Below are 22,088 nucleotides of genomic sequence, written 5' to 3'. Positions count from 1 at the left end.
ATTATTGCTTCATCCTCTGCAAAAATTCATTGTGGGTTGGCAATTGGTTTACTGTCCCGTCAATTAACGTTTTTAAATTTGTGAATAGCTCGGCTAATTGTTCATCGTTGAGGGCATTGGCTAAGGGATGAAAATCGTCGGCTTCAAGCCCTTGTCCTATCATGACTTGTTGCCACGCAACTTCAGCAAACAGCTCGTCATCTTGGCGTATAATTTTGCCAGTGGCTTTAAATAAATCGATTTTCTTTTGCAGTGTGTCTGGAATACTCATTTGCTTACATTGACGCCAAAATGCACTATCTGTGCGTTCGGTTAATTTGTAATGCAAAATGATAAAATCTCGTATGCGCTCAATTTCAGTTTGGCTTTGTTGATTGAAGGTATCAATCAAGGTTTCATCAATTCCGTCATGCGGGAAAAGTTTAATTAGACGAATAGCTGCCGTTTGTATTAAATGAATACTGGTTGATTCTAATGGTTCTAAAAAGCCACTTGATAAACCCACAGAAACCACATTTTTATGCCACTGTTTGCGACGGCGTCCCGTTTTAAAACGAATAACCCGCGGCTCAGTGATAGGCTCGCCGGGTAGATTATCTAATAACTGTTGTTTAGCCTGTTCATCCGTCATATGGCGGCTTGAAAACACCAAGCCATTACCAACCCGGTGCTGAAGTGGTATTTGCCATTGCCAACCTGCATCATGCGCAATCGAGCGTGTGTAAGGAACGGGATCATTCGAACTTTGAGTTTGTACTGCAATTGCGCTATCACAGGCTAACCAGTGCGACCAATCTTCAAAATCTGTATTAAGGGTTTGCTCAATCAACAATGCTCGCAGCCCCGTACAATCAATAAATAGGTCACCTGATATTGACTGCCCATCATCAAGCGCTAAGGCGCGAACAAAACCGCTCTCTTCACATTGTTTTACGTTGGCTATTTTACCTTCAATACGTTTAACGCCGCGCGAAATTGTCAGCTCTTTTAAAAACTCACCGTACAGGGTTGCATCAAAATGGTAGGCGTAGTTTAAGCCTGTAAGCTGTGTGTTGGGTATATGCGTTAAGTGAGCAAACTTATGCTGTTTGGCAGCTTGGTAATTGAGGGAAAAATCCCAAAAATCAGCAGCCGTCCCTTGCTGCTTTGCTCTTAACCAAAAATGGTAGAATTCACAAAACGGAAAGTCTTTGCCAATATCGCCAAAAGCATGCATGTAGCTGTGTTGTGGTGCTCGCCAGTTTTCAAATTCAATCCCCAATTTAATAGTGGCTTGGGTTGCTTTTATAAACTCGTTCTCTGGTATACCCAGTGCCGCATTAAGGTGAAGGATCGGCGGAATACTCGCTTCGCCTACGCCTACAGTGCCTATTTGCTCTGACTCAACAAGGGTAATGTTAACAACCTTACCGAGCACTTTATTAAGTAGCGCTGCGGTGATCCACCCAGCGGTGCCACCACCCGCTATTACCACGTCTTTTATTTGTTGCTTTTGCATAGCACCTGCTCCACTTGCGTTTACATAAGTGTAGTCGATATAAAAAAGCCCTTGTAAAACAAATCACAAGGGCTAAATACCTTAACTAAATTTCAGTTAAAGCTTATAGCTGAAACCAAGGATAAAGTTACGTCCATAATCTTGGTAATCACGAACTTGCAAGGCATTATCACCACTTAGTGTTGTAAATGGTTCTTCAGTGATATTTTGTACTTGGAATGTTACATTTAAGCCATCTAAGCTCTCAACGCCAGCCTCACCAAAATCATAGCCAACTTGCACGTCCCAAATTGTTTCACCTAAAATATTCACTTGCTGTGTTTCATAACCTGCGTTGTAAATATCACCTTTAAAGTCGCTGCGTTTACGCATGCTAGTACGTGCTTGGAAGCCATAGTTTTCATAATAAAAAGTTAAGCTTTCTATTTTATCTGACAGACCAGGTAATTCGTATTCGTTACCATTTTGATCTTCAACATCTTGTTCAATCCCAGTATGGCTGGCAATTAAACCAAAACCTTCTAATGAATCGCTAAAAACGTTAAACGGTAAAGCTAGAGACAATTCATAACCCCAAAGGTCTCCACCACCGCCATTCACTTTACCTGACGCTGTACCAGTGCTATTTTCTGGTATCTCACCCGTTGAAGGATCAGCAACCCCTGACATATCAACTTCGTATACACCATCAAATATCCATTGACTTAAGTCTTTATAAAATACAGCCGCTGAGAAGTAACCTTCTGCACTGAAGTAATTTTCATAAGTAAAATCAAAACCAGTCGCTTCTTTTGGTTCAAGCATAGGGTTACCGCCAGATACTGACCAGTAGTTACCATTCTCATCAGGACGCTCTGAATTGTAGCTCGCATTTACAGACGCATTCATTTCATCTAAGCGGGCCCGTGAGATAGTTTTAGCAGCACCAAAACGAATTGTTTGATCGTCATCTAACGCCAAAGATAAATTAATACTAGGTAAAACATGACTATAATCATGTGATACATTATTAGGAACGGCTTCAACTAGACCAGTCGCGTCATTCGGCACAGCCGCAAAACCTTGCGAAGATTGCTCAGTTCTTACATAACGAACACCCAAATTACCTGTAAGCGGTAGTTGACCTACTTCAGCATTAATATCGGCTTGTACAAAAAACGCAGTGACTTTTTCTTGCACTGTGTATGATTGCGTCGTGTGTTTTATATCAGTTAAACTTTCTTGGATTGAGTCAAAATATCCATCGTTAACTAAGGCACGGGTATCATAGGCGATCATATCCCCCATGCCGATAAAGTCTAAACTAGCAGTGCCTAGACGGTATTGCTCTGGAACAACAAGCGTACCTGGGTTATCTAATGAGAAATCGCTTAATGTTAAGTAGTATCCTTCAGACTTTTTGCTCTTCTTACGGTCGCGATATGACATACCAAAACTAACTTTGCTTAAGTAATCGTTTTCTAATAGCTTACTTGCCGCTAGCTTTAAAGTATGTAGCTCATCATTAACCTCAGGGGCATTGATAAAGCCATCTTGGGCTGTATTCTCATAAGGAGTGCCTGACAAACCGTATTTATCATTAAGCGCGGCACTGGTTCCCCAAGACAAAGGGCCGCCTAACTGAATCAAGTTATAATCACTATAATCAAGCTCGTGGCTAAATTGGGCGCCAGTGTTACCACCATCAAGTGAATAACCAATATTGTCAGCGACGCCATTTGCATCTCCGCGGCCTGTACCAGAATAACTTTGTAAACTCCAGTCCTTACGCTCAACCTCAGACAAACTGGCATCAAACTCTACAGACCATGAATCATCAATGTCATATTTAGTATTAAAACCAAACTGCGTTAATTCAGCATCACGCTCTTCAACATCGTTACGGACTACTACGCGTTGACCTTCTGTCACTGCACTAGTAATAAATCCTGTTGCAGGGTCAACAGTGGTTGAGTCAGCAGAAATAGAACCTTGCCCCCAAGCAAATGGAATTTCGATACCGCGTAGGATTTTTTCATCTGAAAAATCCACATATAGTGCATCAAACGTCATACTTAACCGATCTGTAGGTGCAGCTTCAACTACTAGCATTGCTGAATCACGCTCAAGGGTTGATGAACGCACGAATGGTTTTGCACCACCTAAGATTGAATAATTTTGTCCATCTACATCAAATTCAGGGTATCCCCAAGAGTTCCAACGTTTTTCTTGGTTAGGTGAACTCATGGTGTTGTAAGCAAATGCAACACCAATTGTGTCATCTGCAAACTGGTCTATGTATGAAACTGTGCCACGGAAACCTTGGTCATCGGCATCAGGGTTTAGTTTATCAAAACCTGACTGCTCTAATTGACCATTAAACATGATGACGCGCTCACCTTTACTTAACGGTTTTACGGTTTGCATATCAATAACACCCGCAATACCTTCAGCGTCTAGGCTGGCGCTTGGTGTTTTGTATACAGTAACACCGCTCATAATTTCAGATGGGTAAAGGTCGAACTCAACACCACGGTTATCGCCAATCGATACTTGCTCACGGCCATTAAAGGTCGTTGCACTTTCGTTTTCACTAAAACCACGAATGCTTACGCGGCTAGCACGGCCATCAAGACGTTGTGCAGTTAAACCTGGTAAGCGAGCAATTGATTCAGCAATAGATGTATCTGGAAGTTTACCTATATCTTCTGCTGAGATAGATTCAACCACTTCCGATGAAAAACGTTTTGTATTGATTGACTCTACTACGCTGCCACGAAAGCCTTTCACTTCGATGACTTCAACGTCATTGTTTGCTGTTGGTTCTTCTTGTGCGTGCGAAGCAAAACTGCTAATACCTGCTGTTGCAAGTGCAATTGTTAATATACTTGGTTTGAACATAGACATGATGTTTCCCCATTACCCATATTGTTATACCAACGAGACAACAGCGTGTGATAGATGCAGTTACTCGTTAGGTGATTTTGTTGTCAGGGTGAATATTAACGCCCGCTTTATTTTATTAACAACTTTATGCATACGTATTCAGATTAGTGCAAAAACAATCCATTTAACAAAAACTTTACAAAATTAATGGCAACACCTTGTTTTTATAAGGATAAGTAACAACAGTTGTAGTGCAACAGATCACTAAATTAATTTCGCCAACCAAACCCTGTGTATTCTCACTCTCTCTACCTGTAAACACTTAATTTCAAACAAGCTTGCTAATATTGCCCAGTAAAAATCACAAGACTTTTCAGTAGTGAAATTGGTAAGACCATTATTGAAATACACCAATAACTCGCAAACCCTTTTAAAATCACACCAAAATGAACGTTTGAAATTGTTAACTTTACTCAAGCTCCAATTGGTAAGGTTTAATAAGTAAGCCATATTGAGTTGTTAAAGCCAAATTTTCAGTGCTGTCACTATCGCTTTCAAAATCTATTTGTCATGCATACGTATGCAGGCTTTTTACAGTCTTGTAGCCTTCACGTATGCTTTTTAAAAAATAACGTGGCGAAGTAGTAGCCACATCTAAGATTGACGTAATCACTATGATTAATATAGTGAAGCAGCACTGTCACGATGGAGAAAAGCATGGCTCAGCAGCAATGGTATAAAGGTGCGGTTATATACCAAGTTTACCCGCGCAGTTTTCAAGATACCAATGGCGATGGAATTGGTGATTTAAAAGGGATCATCTCTCGCATTGACTATATTAAAAGTCTCGGTGTTGATGCGATTTGGATCTCACCATTTTTTAAATCCCCAATGAAAGATTTCGGCTATGACATTAGTGATTATCGTGACATTGATCCACTATTTGGCGATCTTAACGATTTCGATGAATTGATCGCACAAGCACATCAACGTGATATTAAAATCATTATTGACCAAGTATTAAGCCACACATCGGATCAACATCAATGGTTTTTAGACAGTCGTGAAGATAAAACCAATGATAAATCTGATTGGTATGTATGGGCAGACTCAAAGCCAGATGGCACACAACCAAACAATTGGCTAAGTATTTTTGGTGGCCCTGCTTGGCAGTGGGAACCGCGCCGTGGTCAGTACTATCTACATAACTTTTTAACTGAGCAGCCCGATCTAAACTTCCATAACCCGGATGTTCGCAAAGCAGTGCTGGATAACGTAGAGTTTTGGCTGAAAAAAGGTGTAGATGGCTTTAGACTTGATGCAATTAACTTTTGCTATCACGATGCACAGCTTCGTGACAACCCTGCAAAGCCACCTGAAAAACGCCAAGGCAGAGGGTTTAGTGAAGATAACCCATACGCGTTTCAATATCATCACTACAATAACACGCAACCTGAAAACATCAGCTTTATGCAGGACATTCGTGCTTTACTCAATAAGTACCCAGGCACTGTGTCGTTAGGTGAAATATCATCAGAAGATTCATTGGCCACCATGGCCGAGTACACTTCAGGTGGTGATAAGCTGCACATGGGTTATAGTTTTGAATTACTAACCAATGACTACAGTAGTGAATACATTCGTACAACAGTTAAAACTTTAGAACAACGTATGACTGAAGGCTGGCCGTGTTGGGCCTTCAGTAATCATGATGTGGAACGTGTTGCGAGCCGCTGGAGCAGCGATAGCAGTATTAATCCAGCGCAATGTAAGATGCTTAGCGCACTATTAGCTTCACTACGTGGCAGTGTTTGTATGTACCAAGGTGAAGAGTTAGGTTTAGGCGAAGCAAGTGTGGCATTTGAAGACTTACAAGACCCTTACGGCATTACTTTTTGGCCAAACTTTAAAGGCCGTGATGGTTGTCGTACACCAATGCCTTGGCATAACAACGACTGCGAGCAAGCCGGTTTCTCTACGGTCAAACCATGGTTACCCGTTGATCAAAACCACAAACATCAAGCCGTTAATGAACAAGAAAACGATCGTGATTCAATCTTAAATGCCTTTCGCCACTTTATGGCATGGCGTAAAGAGCAAGCAGTATTACTTGAAGGCGATATTGAGTTTATTGACACTAAAGAGCCGATACTTGCTTTTTACCGTCATTTTGCAGGACAAACTATCTTATGTGTATTTAACTTAGCGCAAGAACCTGCAAGCCTAAACATTGAGCACACGAATGTTGTGCCTCATGTTGAACTGCAACATCATAATGGTGCTATTGATAATCACACGCTTACCCTGCCTGGTTTTGGTTGTTTTTACGCTACGATAAGTTGATTACATCCCGATCACAATAAACTCATAATATAAAAAACCGACCCCAAAGATGGGAGTCGGTTTTTACTCTAAACCTTAACTAATAGCTGTATTTACTCACCTATATGTTTATCTAAAAATTTAAGCATTTTACTCCAAAGCTCAACCTGATTATCCGGATTGTAGAAACCATGTCCCTCACCATCTTTCATTAACCACTCATAAGGTAAGTTGCGCTTATCTAACTCTGATTTTAAGCGAAACGCATGTTCTTTAGGAACACGTACATCATCTTCCCCCTGAACTATAAATACTGGCACTTTTATTTTATCTACATTTTTAACTGGTGATTGTGCAACACGGTCTGCCCCTGTCGGTAGTACCGTATTTAAAAAATTGATACCTGATTCGTTCTCTGGAATATCACCCTCTGTAAACATTAAATCCAAATCATAAACACCAACAAAACCAATTGAACACTTATATAGATCAGGCTCGTTTATAACACTTTGCAGTGCCGCATACCCACCATAAGAAGCACCATAAACACACACTCGATCTTTATTCGCAACTCCTGAATCAATTAAATGATGTACCCCATCGGTCATATCATTGATCATATCGGTGCCCCACTTTCTGAAGCCCTTAGTTAAAAATGATTTTCCAAAACCACCCGAACCTCGAAAGTTAGGCTGAAAAACTGCATAGCCGTGGTATGCCAATATTTTCGTGTCACTATTTATATATACAGCTGAATCTTTAACCCCATGCGGTCCACCATGCGGTAAAAGAATCAATGGAAGGTTTTTTTGTTTGCCCTTAGGTAACGTAAGTAGTCCTGTAATTTCTAAACCATCTCGACTTTTATAAGTGATAGTGTGAGTCTCTGGTAGTATATCTTTTGTTAACCAAGGCTTACTTTGCGTTAACACTGACAACTTTCTTTTATTATTATCGAATAAATAGAATTTAGTTGGTGCATTTGCAGATGAAGTTTTAACAATCATTGAGCTATTATCATTTGTGGCAGAGATAATAGAGATCGCCTGTCCGTCAAAAGATTTAACCAAACTCTGTATTATTGCTTGATTTTTTGTGTCTTTTACTGAATCTAAAAAGACCGTATCAAGCTTATCATATTCATAAGCAGCACCTAGTAACTCTCCACGCTGGCCATTAACTATACTATTAATAGGCGTTAAGTCAGCTTTGTTATTAGCCAAAACAACTTTATGCTGCTTCGTCTTAATATTAAAGGTTGCAATTGACTTGGTATCAGTCTCTAAATCACTGATGCCTAATAACGTTTCACCATCATCTAAAAAATACATTGGGCTAAAACTGCCTTCATACTCATTAGACTCTAAGATAGTTTTCCATTCAGCATCCACATTTTCACGTGCTAATAAAATTATTTTATTATTCTTATTCGGATCTATACCTTGTGCAGCTAGAGCATCACCATCTTTATTTGTAAATACACTTACACTACTCCCTTTATAAGCGCGCATAGGGATACGACCTAAGGGACGTTTACGTCCTGTCGTGACTTTCATGCGATAAAGGTCAATAAATGGTTCTGATGAAGTAAAAGAGACACTGTAGATCAAAACTTGGTCTGGCTCATTAGGAAGAATATCGATTATTGAAGAAAAGCGGTATTCTTTATTTTCAGCTCTAGGGCCTGTAAGAATCACCATCTTTTTGCCATCAGCATCCATAGAGATTAACTCACCAGTTGGTGCTGGTTTTTCTAATGAGCCATATTCTCGAGCCATAGTCAACAATAAACGTTCATTATTCAGCCAGCTAAAGCTACTGACAGACTCTTTACCCCTTCCTCGGGTCACTGAAATGATTTCACTTTTATTTAAATCTAAAACAGTTAAACTAATTATTCCCTCTTCGTTTCTAGATGTAGACGCCAAATACTTTCCATCAGGGGAAAATTTAATATCTATATATTGTGAATGCTTAGCATATGCTTGCAACACATTATCATTAATTGTCAAAGCCGAAGCGTTAAAACAAACAAATAAACTGAGCAATAAGCCGATAGTAATTTTACTCATACTTTTTCCTTAAAAAAAAAGCCCTCACTTGGAGAGCTTTTATTATTACTAAAAACTAATTAGAAGTGATAAGTAATATTGGCAAATACTCGACGACCAATACGGTCATATTGTGAGTAAAGCGCAGCATTACCTACGTTTAGAGTACCACTGTCTGAAACAACTGGAGGTTCTTCATCAAACAAGTTAGCAACACCTACAGTAAGATCTAAGCCACTATCAAAATCAACTGAACCTGAAAGAGCATGATAAGTTACCCAAGGAGTTTCACGTACAACTGTAACTTCTTCGCCACGATAACTAGTTACATTTGAATCATTTAAGTATTCATAATCATTAGTGGCATCATAATAATTCGATGTCCAAGTCAGGCTATAGTCTTCCCAGCTATAAGTTAATGAAACATTACCTACATGCTTAGGTTCACCAAGCTCGCCAACAAGATTATTTTCTTCACTGTCTTCGAAAACTTTATATGTACGTTCGATTTGCATCGTATGTTCTAAACGTAAACGAAGTGAACCAAAATCAAAGTCATCCTGATATGTGAAGTTATAATCCACACCACGTGCAGTTTGACTTGCAACGTTTACATAACCACTATTAACAACATCGATACCATAGTCACCATCCTGTCCGGTACGGCGAGTAAATAAGTCACATAGAGGTTCGTTTGCAAAGTCTGTAGACTCATAACATCTGCCAGTAATTTGTGAACCTGTTAAACTTGTAACTTCATTTGAAATTACAATGTCATAGTAGTCAATTGACGCAGCAAACGTATCTTCTGGGCTCGTCCAAACAAAACCAATTGTTTCATTAACCGCAGTCTCTGCTGACAATCTGCCAGCGCCACCACTAGTATAAATTGTCGCAGAACTACCACCAATAGTGTAACTTTCAGGAACACCATCTGCTTGACAGTTATTAGCTGTAAGCTCAGTGATATTACCTGCGGCAAACTCATCAACCCAGTTTAAACAAGGATCTATTGCAGTTTGACCATTAAAGCCACTTTGATCTGCTAAATATAATTCATAAAGAGCCGGTGAACGGAACGAAGTACCTCTGTTAGCACGAATGCTAAACCCATCAACAATTCCCCAATTTAGGCCAAGTTTATAGGTCGTATCGTTGCCGTAAGTAGACACGTCAGTCCAACGGAATGAACCCGTTACATCTAATGCCTCAACTAAGAAAACATCTGCAACTAAAGGAACGCGAACCTCACCATAAACTGAGCGCGAAATTTGAGAACCTGCAGTACGCCCCGCACTCGTTAATCCCCAAGAGTTACCTTGGATAGTATTTTCTCCCGGAGTGTCATCAATTTCATCTTTTTGAATTGAGAAACCAAATGCACTGCCTACAGCACCGGCCGGTAATTCAAAAATATCACCGGTTATATAAGCATCTAAAGTTTGTTGCTTATAAATTGTATTACCGATGTCTTCCCCATAAATAAAGTCGCGTACTTCAGGAGATGCATTACCAGCTAAGAAGTCAGGATCAGCCCATGGAATATCAACACATGAACGATTAGAAAATTCAGTTTTTTCACCATTACAACTTGTCCCTGCTGCTAAATGGTTTTGTGACATAACTAGAGAATCACGTAGGAATATATCATTGCGATATTCACCATCATTATAACTATTTTGATATGAAACATCCCAATCCCAGAATCCAAAACTGCCTTGGAAACCAATAACGGCACGCGTATAATCAACATTTGTTTCAGAGCTGTAATGATCAGATAAAGCAACAGGCATTAAAAATGCGTTACCTTCAAAGCCATCAAATGCAGCAGCAGGCTGTGCGCCAACATCACCAATCCAAAATTGACGATAATCTTGTGTACTAGTTGTACGCGAGCTATGAATAAATTCAGCGTAACCATTAATATCATCTGTGATATTAAAATCACCTTGCGCAAAAATAGACCATACTTTAGTTTCTGGTCGCATAGTTTGATTATCACGGAATGGGTGATCTAGATCCCACCAACCATCACTTTCTTTATCGTAAGAAACTGGATACCAACCATCTGGGGTTGTTAAGTCCCCTGGTTGTGTTGCAGTTGAGTTATAGTTCTCATAACCATTAGCACCAAAAAAGCCATCATAGTCATATGCTAAATTTGGACCACTTCCCTTAATGTTTGATGTACCTGCATCATATACCCACAAACCAAAACCAGTTTCATTACAATGAGCTTTACCTGTTCGTGGATCGATTGGATCAGCTGAAGTGCCATCAAGGTTAGACATCAGACGTTCACTACATTCTAGGAAGTCACGTTGCCCACGCTTTAGCTCTTTTGTGATTTTATAATCAGCAGTAACACGGAAAGAGCCTTCGTCATACTCTTCACCAAAAGTAAAATTAATACGTTGCTCTTCGCCACCTGACTCAAATGGTTGACTAAAATCGACTGTAACTGACTTATCATCACCTTTCTTTGTAATAATATTAATTACACCAGCAACAGCGTCCGAACCATAAAGAGATGAAGCACCATCCTTTAAAATTTCAACACGCTCAATTGTTGATAAAGGAATGGTATTTAAGTCAAAAGCCTGAACTTGACCACGAGTACCAGCAGGCCCAGCGCGACGACCGTTTAACAACACTAAAGTACGTGAAGCACCTAAACCACGTAATGAGGCTGTTTCAGTTCCCTTACCGCCAGCTGTAACATAACCAACACTTAATGCAGAAGTAACTTGATTTGACCCAGCAGCTGCTGTGCTTGTTCTTAATAAATCACCGAGTGTTTTAATACCTTGATTTGTAGCATCTTCAACAGAAATAATATCAATTGGAACTTCACTAGCAAAACTATCCGTACGGATACGTGAACCTGTAACTTGAATCCTCTCTACTTTTTTATCTTTTGCTACTTCTTCCTCAGCTGCAAAAGAGCTTGCAGAAAATGCTGTCGTGGAGACGGCACCAAAAGCTATCGCTAAGCGAACTGCTTTTGAAATTTTATTATTTAACATTTTATTCTCCCTGGATCATATTGAAATATGATTTTTATTAGTTTTATTACACTTAAAAGAGCACCAAATTACAAAAGTACCCAATTAAGTGTTAATACTAATACCGCCAGCAACACAAGGTCAACACATAAATAACATTTATGTTAATGTTATTACAACGACCTCAAGAAAGACAAAAATCAACCCAAAAACATGATTATTGCCTAAATAACAATGCATCATAGAGAATAAATGAAGTCGCTTTACTGACTAATGAATAAAAAGAATGGGGGGTTGATTATAATCTAGTATTTTTTAAGCCTATCCTTTCTTTTAAACGAATGCGTGAAATGCCTTATACCCATCAACTATATGCTTAAATAGTAAACCGAATGAATAGTAACTAAGTGCTTTTTAAATCAGGTTATATGAAAAAGCCATCAACAGATAAGATACAATACTCGTGTGCAACTACGCTAACTCTACAAAGCAGTTCAAACACTTCCTATTCTATATATTGTAAGAAATAGAGTGGTGAAAAAAGTAATTTTTGGAAGATATTACAGAACCTAACAAAGGATTAAAGTAACTAAAAATAAAAACGCCTGAGTTTAGAGCATCAGGCGTTTAAATTTAATTAATAAGACCTAATAAAAGGTCAATACTTTACTTTAGAACGATTGCGTAAAGCGGATGTATGAAACACGTCCGTAAGCATCGTAAAGATTAAAGTTATAGTTACGGCCATCGTAAGGAATTAACTCAGGCTCTTTCTCGAATGCGTTTTGCATACCAAGTGCAATTGTTGTACCTGTTGATAGGCTATAAGTTACTTGTAGATCATGAGTAACCCATGTACCAACATTACCTGTACGTTCAATAGAACCATCATCTAATTGAGTTACATCTTCATATTGCTTACCAATTAAGTTGATGTTCCAAGCAAAATCGAGGTCATTCCAAGTATAAGTATTGTTAAGCACAGCACGATCTTGCGGCTCGCCTGGATCTTTTAGCGTATTACGGCCACCATCGATTTTACTTTCAAACTGATGACTCCATTGCAGAGTTTGACGAAATGTACCCGCATCACCAAAATCAAACGTGGTATTTAAATTCAAATCAATACCATTAATCGCCCAGCTACCTTCATTAGCGTAACCTTGAGTAATTAAGTCGATACCACCATTGCTTAAACGTTCTACGCCTAAACCAGTAGGAATTGGGTCGCCTGATTGTTCTCTGTCTAAGATCTCATTAGCATCAAATAGACGGATCATGTTAGATATTTCAATATCGTAATAATCGGCAGAAAAGTTTAACCAATCTGTTGGTTGGTAAGCCATACCAAACGATAGTTGTTCAGATGACTCTGAGCCAATCTCAGGGTTTGCAACAGTGATTGCATTAACTTGCACATCACAACCTGCTGGTAAACCAAAGTTAGCACATGAAGGGTCATCATTTACCGTTGGGTTATCTGGTGCTGGTTTAGATGTAGTTATGTCAAGTGTAGGAGCACGGAAACCTTCACCGTATGATGCACGAAGTACTAAGCCTTCCATTACGTCATATTTGAAAGATACTTTCGGTGAGAAATCACTACCGTAATCAGAATAGCTATCGTAGCGTCCTGCGACACTCATCTCTAGGTTTTCTAAGATGGGAATTAATGCTTCAACATACGCACCTTTTACATCACGTGAACCACCAGCACTGTTACCGGATGAACCACCAACTTGACCTGCTTCTGAAAGTGAATCATATGTGTCCGAATACTCTTCTTTACGATATTCAGCACCAACAACCGCTTGGATAGTACCGCCGCCAATTTCCATTACATCAAATGATGCGGAGCCAAACACTTCTTCTTGATTGAATACACCAATACGCGATGTAGTAACTTTTAAACCGCTTAATAATGTTGCATATTCACTTTTATCAGCATCCGTTGTGAAGCGAGCACCAAATGGGTCATTCAACATATATGCGCCACTGTCCATTGCAACACGTGCGTTACTACCCATTAAATAGTTGCGTCCGATATCATACGTTTTGGTTTTATTCTTACGGGCACCGAAATCAACGAATACATCACCGATTTGCCCCTCAATACTTAGTAAAAAATCAGTTGACCAGTTATCAACCGAATTATCACGGTTGCCTAATGCAGCAAAGCGATGACGCACTTCTACTAAACTAGGTTCATCACCATTGGCTATTTCTTGTGCTCTTTGTGCTTCTACTGCTGCAGCAAAATCAGCATTATAAAATGCACCGTTTGGATTGATTGGGTTATTTGGGCTTGTATCTGATAAAAACACCGCATCACCGGCATCATTTAATGCAGGTGCGTAACGACCAAATGATTTCGTTTTCGAGACTAAAGTATGAGACAAGATTTTCCAATCATCGTTGATCTCATATTCTGCTTTTAAGAACGCAGATTGGTTACCCGTTGATGCTTCATTCGCATTGGTTGCATTAAAGTTATAACCACACAGATCTGTACTCGTATAGTTAAAGTTTTCTAAAGCGTCACACTCTTGCTGAGAAATAATCGATTTAAAACCTTGCCCTTCTGCTGGGTTAAATGCATTCACACCAAAACTAGAAACACCTGGTTGAACCCAATCATAAGCATTTTCATAGATAATATCGCGGTTATTCCACGATACTCCACCAATTACAGAAGCATTGTCGCTTGACGCGCCAAAAACTGCAGAGCCTTCCTCACGATCACCACCTTCATTAGGTAGGCTCACATCACCAGCCCCGATGCGTAATTCTGCACCATTAAAGTCTTTACGAGTGATAACGTTGATTACACCAGCGATAGCGTCTGAGCCGTATACCGCAGAAGCACCATCAGATAAAATTTCGATTCTCTCCACAGCGGCCATAGGAATTGAATTTAAATCCTGCGAATTACCTGTTGATGGTGATTTAGGTAAACGACGGCCATCTACAAGTATTAAAGAACGCTCAGAGCCTAAACCACGTAAATTTACCGACGAAACTCCCTGAGCAGAGCTACCAGATTGCGGGCGAAATGAACCGGCAGAGTTAAAGCTCGTATTACGTAATAGATCAGAAACAGACGTTTGGCCCGACATATCAATTGCAGCACGGTCAATAACTGTTACAGGGATAGAGCCTTCTAGGTCAGTACGCCTGATGCGTGAACCTGTAACTTGGATACGTTCAACTTTATCAACGCCATCATTTTCTTCTGCCGCGATTAAGCTAGCAGAAAATGCGCCCGACGAAACGGCGCCAAAAGCGATCGCTAAGCGAACTGCCTTTGAAACTTTATTATTTAACATTTGATTCTCCCTGATCATATTTACTGTGCTTTTATTAGTAATTAACTTTAAATATCAGGCACCTAGAATCCACAAAGAACACAAGTACCCAATACAGTAAATTAATACTAATATTAGGAACAACCAAAGGTCAACACTTATTTAACTTTAACAACACCCGAATCACAGTTAAAAAACAAAAAATACAATTAATATAATTTCAAGCAAGTGTTTTAAAATATTTAAACATTATTAAAAAAGCAATGAATTTGTAGAGGGTTGGAGAACGAAAGCCGACAAATATTATTGAGATATCAAAAGCGATACCGGAGGAAATATTACCTAAAACTAACTTAGCCCAGTCAAGAACTGTCAACGTAACTAAATGTTAACATCATATCTAGAAAAACGTTTTGTATAAGAGTCATAGCTTGAGTGAATAGGTCTAATTTTTCTATTAAAAACCTAATTATTACGCTTAAGCTTCAACCTTAGTTTGTTGCATTAATGAGTCATCTAGATTTACTATACAGTAAACCAGACTGGTAAGTTTACCCCACACCGTAAATTTCAAACTATCAAATATATACCTTAAAGTTACGCTGCTCACTGGGCAATGTTTTATAAAAACATCCATGCTTTAATTATTATTTAACGGCCTTAATAATCCAACATAAAATCCCCGTTTCCAATTTCATAACATCAAACTCAAATGATACCCACTCATTTTCAGCGATAGTCTTAAAATTCTCTATGTCTAAGCTTGACCACGATGCTTCATATTGATCCTGTAAACGTAATTGAAAAGCAGTAAGTTTTTCGTGAGTATTTATAACTCTTGCTGTATTAGTCTGTCGCCAATCCATAATAATGGGCAGTAGTTCTTTAACAAGTAAATTGTACCACTCTAGTTCATCTTCAGAAGTACATTCACTTTGTTGCAATTTCACTTTTTTCAATAAATTAGCATTCTTTTCTTTAAATTGAGCTTGCTGTCTTTCAGTTAGTTGAGCTTTGTTCTCAACACCCTGGCAAAAATCACCAAAGTCATACAGTAGTGCCAATAAGCCATCAGGGTTATTCAACTGACTCAGTATCTTTAAGCCAATTTTGCAATCAGTAGAAATAAAGGAATCTTGATGATGTATTAATGCTGTAAACTCCCCCCCACTCTTTAACACCCTATTAACTTCTGATAAGGCCGCTATTGGCTCTGCATACTCAAAACCGAATTGACTTATAACTCGATCAAACTGAGCATTTACAAAAGTTAAATTTTCAGATGGCGTATTTCCATAAAACTGAATTTTTTCTAGCGTTGCAAAGCACGGATCTGTCGGGCTAAAAATAGTTAAAGGATCTATTAATGCGGCATCTGATGCTGAAATATTAAAATCAGCTCCAAATTGTTGTGCTAAGACTGCTAACCCACCATTACCTGTTGCTAAGTCTAAAATTGCTGCGGAAGTCGGAAATGAGTTAAACGTAGTTTGCCAAAATTCGGCTATTTCACCAGTATAGCCCTGTGCATGCTCTCCTTCTGCAAAGCTATTAAGTGATTTGGTTTTTGACCAATATGAATTCCAATGTTGCATTATTCATCCAAATAAAAAAGGTGGGTTATAAACCCACCTTTCATTTAACTTAAATTAAATCTTAAAACGTTTGAGTGAAACGGATGTATGAAACACGTCCGTAAGCATCGTAAAGATTAAAGTTATAGTTACGGCCATCGTATGGAATTAACTCAGGCTCTTTCTCGAATGCGTTTTGCATACCAAGTGCAATTGTTGTACCTGTTGATAGGCTATAAGTTACTTGTAAATCATGAGTAACCCATGTGCCAACATTACCAGTACGGTCCACACCACCATTATCATTTGCGGTAACATCTTCATACTGTTTACCAATTAAGTTGATGTTCCAAGCAAAATCAAAGTCATTCCAAACATAAGTATTGTTTAGTACGGCACGATCTTGTGGCTCACCTGGATCTTTTAGCGTATTACGGCCGCCATCGATCTTACTTTCAAACTGGTGACTCCATTGAAGAGTTTGACGGAATGTACCCGCATTACCAAAATCAAATGTGGTATTTAAGTTTAGATCTAGACCATTAATCGCCCAGCTACCTTCATTTGCATAACCTTGAGTGATTAAGTCGATACCACCATTGCTTAAACGTTCTACGCCTAAGCCTGCAGGGATTGGATCACCTGATTGCTCTCTGTCTAGGATGGTATTAGCACCAAAGAAACGGATCATGTTAGATATTTCAATATCGTAATAATCAGCAGAGAAGTTTAACCAATCTGTTGGTTGGTAAGCCATACCAAACGATAGTTGCTCAGATGACTCTGAACCAATCTCAGGGTTTGCAACAGTGATTGCATTAACTTGCACATCACAACCTGCTGGTAAACCAAAGTTAGCACATGAAGGGTCATCATTTACTGATGGGTTATCTGGTGCTGGTTTAGATGTAGTAATATCAAGTGTTGGAGCACGGAAACCTTCACCGTATGATGCACGAAGTACTAAGCCTTCCATAACGTCATATTTGAAAGATACTTTCGGTGAGAAATCACTACCGTAATCAGAATAGCTATCGTAACGTCCTGCAACGCTCATCTCTAGATCTTCTAAGATAGGAATTAATGCTTCAAAGTATGCGCCTTTAACATCACGTGAACCACCAGCACTGTTACCTGATGAACCACCAACTTGACCTGCTTCTGAAAGTGAATCATATGTATCAGAGTATTCTTCTTTACGGTATTCAGCACCAACAACTGCTTGGATAGTACCGCCGCCAATTTCCATTACATCAAATGACGCTGAAGCAAAAGCTTCTTCTTGATTAAATACACCGATACGTGACGTAGTAACTTTTAAGCCACTTAGTAACGCTTGATAATCACTTTTCTCTGCATCAGTTGTAAAACGCTCACCAAATGGGTCGTTTAGCATGTATGCGCCACTGTCCATTGCAACACGTGCGTTACTACCCATTAAGTAGTTACGACCGATTTCATAGGTTTTAGTTTTGTTCTTACGTACACCGAAATCAACGAACACATCGCCAATTTGACCTTCAGCACTCAATAAGAAGTCAGTTGACCAGTTATCAACAGAATTATCACGGTTACCTAGAGCAGCAAAACGGTGACGAATTTGTACTAAACTAGGATCATCGCCATTGGCAATTTCTTGTGCTCTTTGTGCTTCTACTGCTGCAGCGAAGTCAGCATCATAAAAAGCGCCATTAGGGTTGATTGGGTTATTTGGACTTGTATCTGATAAGAATGCTGCATCACCGGCATCATTTAATGAAGGTGCATAACGACCAAACGATTTAGTTTTTGAAACTAAAGTATGTGATAAAATTTTCCAATCATCGTTGATCTCATATTCTGCTTTTAAGAACGCAGATTGGTTACCCGTTGATGCTTCATTCGCATTGGTAGCGTTAAAGTTATAGCCACACAGATCTGTACTTGTATAAATGAAGTTTTCTAAGCCCTCACACTCTTGTTGCGAGATAATTGATTTATAACCTTGGCCTTCTGCTGGGTTGAATGCATTCACACCAAAACTAGAAACACCTGGTTGAACCCAATCATAAGCATTTTCATAGATAATATCGCGGTTATTCCACGATACACCACCAATTACTGATGCATTGTCGCTTGACGCGCCAAAAACTGCAGAGCCTTCTTCACGATCACCACCTTCATTAGGTAGGCTCACATCACCAGCACCGATGCGTAATTCTGCACCATTAAAATCTTTACGAGTGATAACGTTGATTACACCAGCGATAGCGTCTGAACCGTATACCGCAGAAGCACCGTCAGATAGAATTTCGATACGCTCAACAGCAGCCATAGGGATTGAGTTCAAATCCTGTGAGTTACCAGTTGATGGTGATTTAGGTAGACGACGACCATCTACTAAGATTAACGAGCGTGATGCACCAAGACCACGTAAGTTTACTTGAGAAACACCTTGCGCAGAGCTACCAGACTGAGGACGGAATGAACCTGCAGAGTTAAAACTTGTATTACGTAACAAGTCAGAAACAGAGGTTTGACCCGACATATCAATTGCAGCACGGTCAATGACTGTTACAGGAATTGAACCTTCTAGGTCAGTACGTCTAATACGTGAACCTGTAACTTGGATACGTTCAACTTTATCAACGCCATCATTTTCTTCTGCCGCGATTGAGCTAGCAGAAAATGCGCCCGACGAAACGGCGCCAAAAGCGATCGCTAAGCGAACTGCCTTTGAAACTTTATTATTTAACATTTGATTCTCCCTGGACCACTATTTTGTGGTTATTTTTATTTAGCTTTTGTAAACATTTGCAACGTTTGCATTGCAAACACACAACGATACTAAACAAAAAAAATCAATATGCCAACATTTGTTCACGTTTATTTAATCTAAAAACAGATAACAGCACAAAATATTGCCATAACAGGTACAAAAATAGAGAAAAATGGGACAACCAATACACGGTTAACTCTTCTTTAATAACTTTATTAGTAACCTGAACACAATAATTCCATAATTAGGAACGGTTCACAACAGCGATAATTGTGCTTCGCTATCTGTAATAAAATCGTGATTAAGAGGGTGTAGAATCATTTGCGCAATAGGCTTTAATTGTTTTTCAACATAAACACTGTAGTCAAATTGATAATCGGAAGGTGTTATCTGTTGCAAATACAATTCAGCGCCAGACTTTGTGTACACGTACTCAACAACCTGCCCTTTGTTGATCACAAAGTCGGGGTAAACAGATTGGTATTTTTTTATTGCTTGTACTTGCGGCGGAACGTTCTTTTGGTAATCGATCAAATGTTGACCAAGTCGTTTTCTGTAAACAAGTTTACTGTCAAACTCTCCCGCATATAACCGTGTAATGTAACTTTCAATAATGGGAGTTAACATTTCAACATTGAAGTTATCGAGGAACAAAGTGGCGAATAATTCTGTTTGAAACTCGTGGGCGAGCTCGGTCCAATCACTGCGTGCTGTTTCCATTCCTTTAAAAATAAGTTCTTTTTTGCCTTTTGTATCTACTTGGCCTACGTAACGCTTTTTTGAACCTGTTGTTTTACCACGTATGGTTGGCATAAAAAACGGGCTATATAAAGTTTCAAACTCAATTTCTAAATAACTTGGTGTAGCAAAGCGCTGCTTTATCGTGTGTTGCCATTTCTCATTGATCGTAATAGCTAGTTGCTTAGCGATCACTTCACAAGCTGAAGCATCGAGTTCGTCAGGTAAACTCACAAATGTTGAATCCGTATCACCGTAAATAACTGTGTAGCCAAGCTCTTCAATCCACTGGCGAGTGGTTTGCATGATTTCATGTCCGCGTAAAGTGATGGAGCTGGATAAACGTGGATCATAAAATCGGCAACCTTTGGAGCCTAATACGCCATATAGACTGTTCATGATAATTTTAATCGCTTGAGACAGCATGGGCTGCTCTGTGTTTTTTGCATGCTGCCTTGAAGACGCTAACGTTTTTATTAAATTAGGTAAGTGGTGCTCTGTACGTGAAAAAAAGGCGTCTTTAAAGCCTGGTATTGCGTTTACTGGCTCGGCTAAACCACGAATTAGTCCAAGTGGATCAATGCAAAATGTTTGCATGATAGATGGATACAAGCTTTTAAAGTCCAGCACTATGACATTTTTATATAGCCCAGGAATTGACTCCATGACGAATCCGCCAGGGCTTTCAAACGATAAACCATGATCGCCTAAATTAGGGGCAACATAACCACTGCGATGTAAAAGAGGCAAATATAAATTAGTAAATGCCGCTACTGAGCCCCCCATTCGCTCCAACTCAAGTCCTGTTAACTGAGTGCGAACTATAGCAAATTCAATTAAATTTAATTGCTCAAAAATTCGCTTAACGAGTATGCAGTCTTGGCGGTTGTAAGCTGCAAGTGATAGCTTATCCTCATTAAATTGACGAACAATTTCACTAAGGCGATTATCGATTTGAATTAGCTTTTTTTCACCAAGTACTTTATGACTCACATTCGCTAGTGAAAAACTATCAAAGTGATAAGTGGCGTTTTTAAGTGTATCAATTCCATCAATCACACAACGTCCAGGTAGGGTTAAACGGGTAAAATGCCCTTCGCGTATTTGTAGTTGTCCATGCCCACGCCCCAGTAATAATTTAACACCCAACGCCTCAGCGCGGCGGTTTAGTACTGAAAAATCAAACTCAATGACGTTCCAACCGATAATAATATCGGGATCGACATCATGTAGCAACTGTTGTAATTTAGTCAGTAAATCAATCTCATCGTGGCACCAATAAATTGTTTGCTTGTTGTGTACAGACTCCAATACTGGCTCGCCGATCATAATGACGCAGTCAATTCCCTGTCCCACTAAACCGACAGAATACAGTACCCCTTCCCCACTGCACTCTATATCTAATGACACCGTCTTCAACTGTGGAATATACGGTTTGGCGGCTTTTAGCTGTGCGTTATCAATTTGAATATAACCTGCTTGTTGAGTAATATCGCCAGTCACCCACACAGCACCACGAATAAATCGTTCCATTAAAAAACGGTCGCTGTGGCGCACATCACCTTCATATACTGTAATTTGATTATCAAACGGTTGGCTCTCAAATAGCTGCCTTGCTTGGTAAAGAGCATGTGTGTTTGAGAAATAACAAGCTATACATTGCTCGCCACTAAAATGTTTCATTGAGACATCTTTAAACTCGGCTGTTATGTTTTGTGCCGCTAACAACTGCTCAGCAACAACTTGCTGTTTTAGTGGAATAAAAAATACGGCTTGCTGATTTGGTACTAACACTTTTAGCGGCCCATGATCTGAACTTAGCCAATAGCACAGAGTGATCCCGCTATGGCGACTATACTTATCTGCGGCATATTGTTGCCTTGAAAGAATAAAGCCTTGATAGATTGCTTGTGTCAATGTTCGATCCCAATTAATATACAGCACTGTAATTATATACATACTTTAGGTTATT

General features: G+C 39.3%; 9 protein-coding genes. 1 reads left to right on the top strand and 8 read right to left on the bottom strand.

The annotated features are described in order from the left end of the window. Position 1: 1 nt before the first annotated feature. Complete coding sequence (locus KAN5_RS03985) at positions 2-1,498, bottom strand: tryptophan halogenase family protein (protein ID WP_244390543.1); 1,497 nt, start codon at positions 1,496-1,498, stop codon at positions 2-4. Between the two features lie 96 nt (positions 1,499-1,594). Beyond that, positions 1,595-4,384, bottom strand: a complete 2,790-nt coding sequence (locus tag KAN5_RS03980; RefSeq protein ID WP_244390542.1) for a TonB-dependent receptor — start codon at positions 4,382-4,384, stop codon at positions 1,595-1,597. Positions 4,385-5,080: 696 nt separating this feature from the next. Here KAN5_RS03980 and KAN5_RS03975 point away from each other — a divergent pair. Continuing rightward, a complete protein-coding gene (locus tag KAN5_RS03975) occupies positions 5,081-6,706 on the top strand; it encodes an alpha-glucosidase family protein (protein ID WP_244390541.1) in 1,626 nt (541 codons plus the stop codon). 92 nt (positions 6,707-6,798) lie between these two features. Here the strand turns inward: KAN5_RS03975 and KAN5_RS03970 are convergent, their stop codons facing one another. From KAN5_RS03970 to KAN5_RS03945, 6 genes are all read right to left on the bottom strand, one after another. Continuing rightward, entirely contained in the window at positions 6,799-8,757 is a 1,959-nt protein-coding gene (locus KAN5_RS03970) for a S9 family peptidase (RefSeq protein ID WP_244390540.1), read from the bottom strand. Positions 8,758-8,816: 59 nt separating this feature from the next. Then, on the bottom strand, positions 8,817-11,762 hold the full coding sequence (locus KAN5_RS03965; RefSeq protein ID WP_244390539.1) for a TonB-dependent receptor: 2,946 nt from the start codon (positions 11,760-11,762) through the stop codon (positions 8,817-8,819). 650 nt (positions 11,763-12,412) lie between these two features. Further along, positions 12,413-15,067, bottom strand: coding sequence for a TonB-dependent receptor (locus KAN5_RS03960; protein ID WP_244390538.1), 2,655 nt, complete (start codon positions 15,065-15,067; stop codon positions 12,413-12,415). A gap of 626 nt (positions 15,068-15,693) precedes the next feature. Next, positions 15,694-16,641, bottom strand: a complete 948-nt coding sequence (locus KAN5_RS03955) for a class I SAM-dependent methyltransferase (protein WP_244390537.1) — start codon at positions 16,639-16,641, stop codon at positions 15,694-15,696. A 61-nt stretch (positions 16,642-16,702) separates the two neighbouring features. Continuing rightward, positions 16,703-19,357 (bottom strand): TonB-dependent receptor, encoded by a 2,655-nt coding sequence (locus tag KAN5_RS03950; RefSeq protein ID WP_016707494.1) that lies wholly within the window; start codon positions 19,355-19,357, stop codon positions 16,703-16,705. Between the two features lie 276 nt (positions 19,358-19,633). Further along, complete coding sequence (locus tag KAN5_RS03945) at positions 19,634-22,033, bottom strand: DNA polymerase II (RefSeq protein WP_244390536.1); 2,400 nt, start codon at positions 22,031-22,033, stop codon at positions 19,634-19,636. Positions 22,034-22,088: the final 55 nt, after the last annotated feature.

Source organism: Pseudoalteromonas sp. KAN5 (assembly GCF_022846535.1).
Classification (GTDB): domain Bacteria; phylum Pseudomonadota; class Gammaproteobacteria; order Enterobacterales; family Alteromonadaceae; genus Pseudoalteromonas; species Pseudoalteromonas haloplanktis.
Note: the sequence above shows the minus strand (reverse complement) of the source record. Positions and strands in the feature narration are given on the sequence as shown.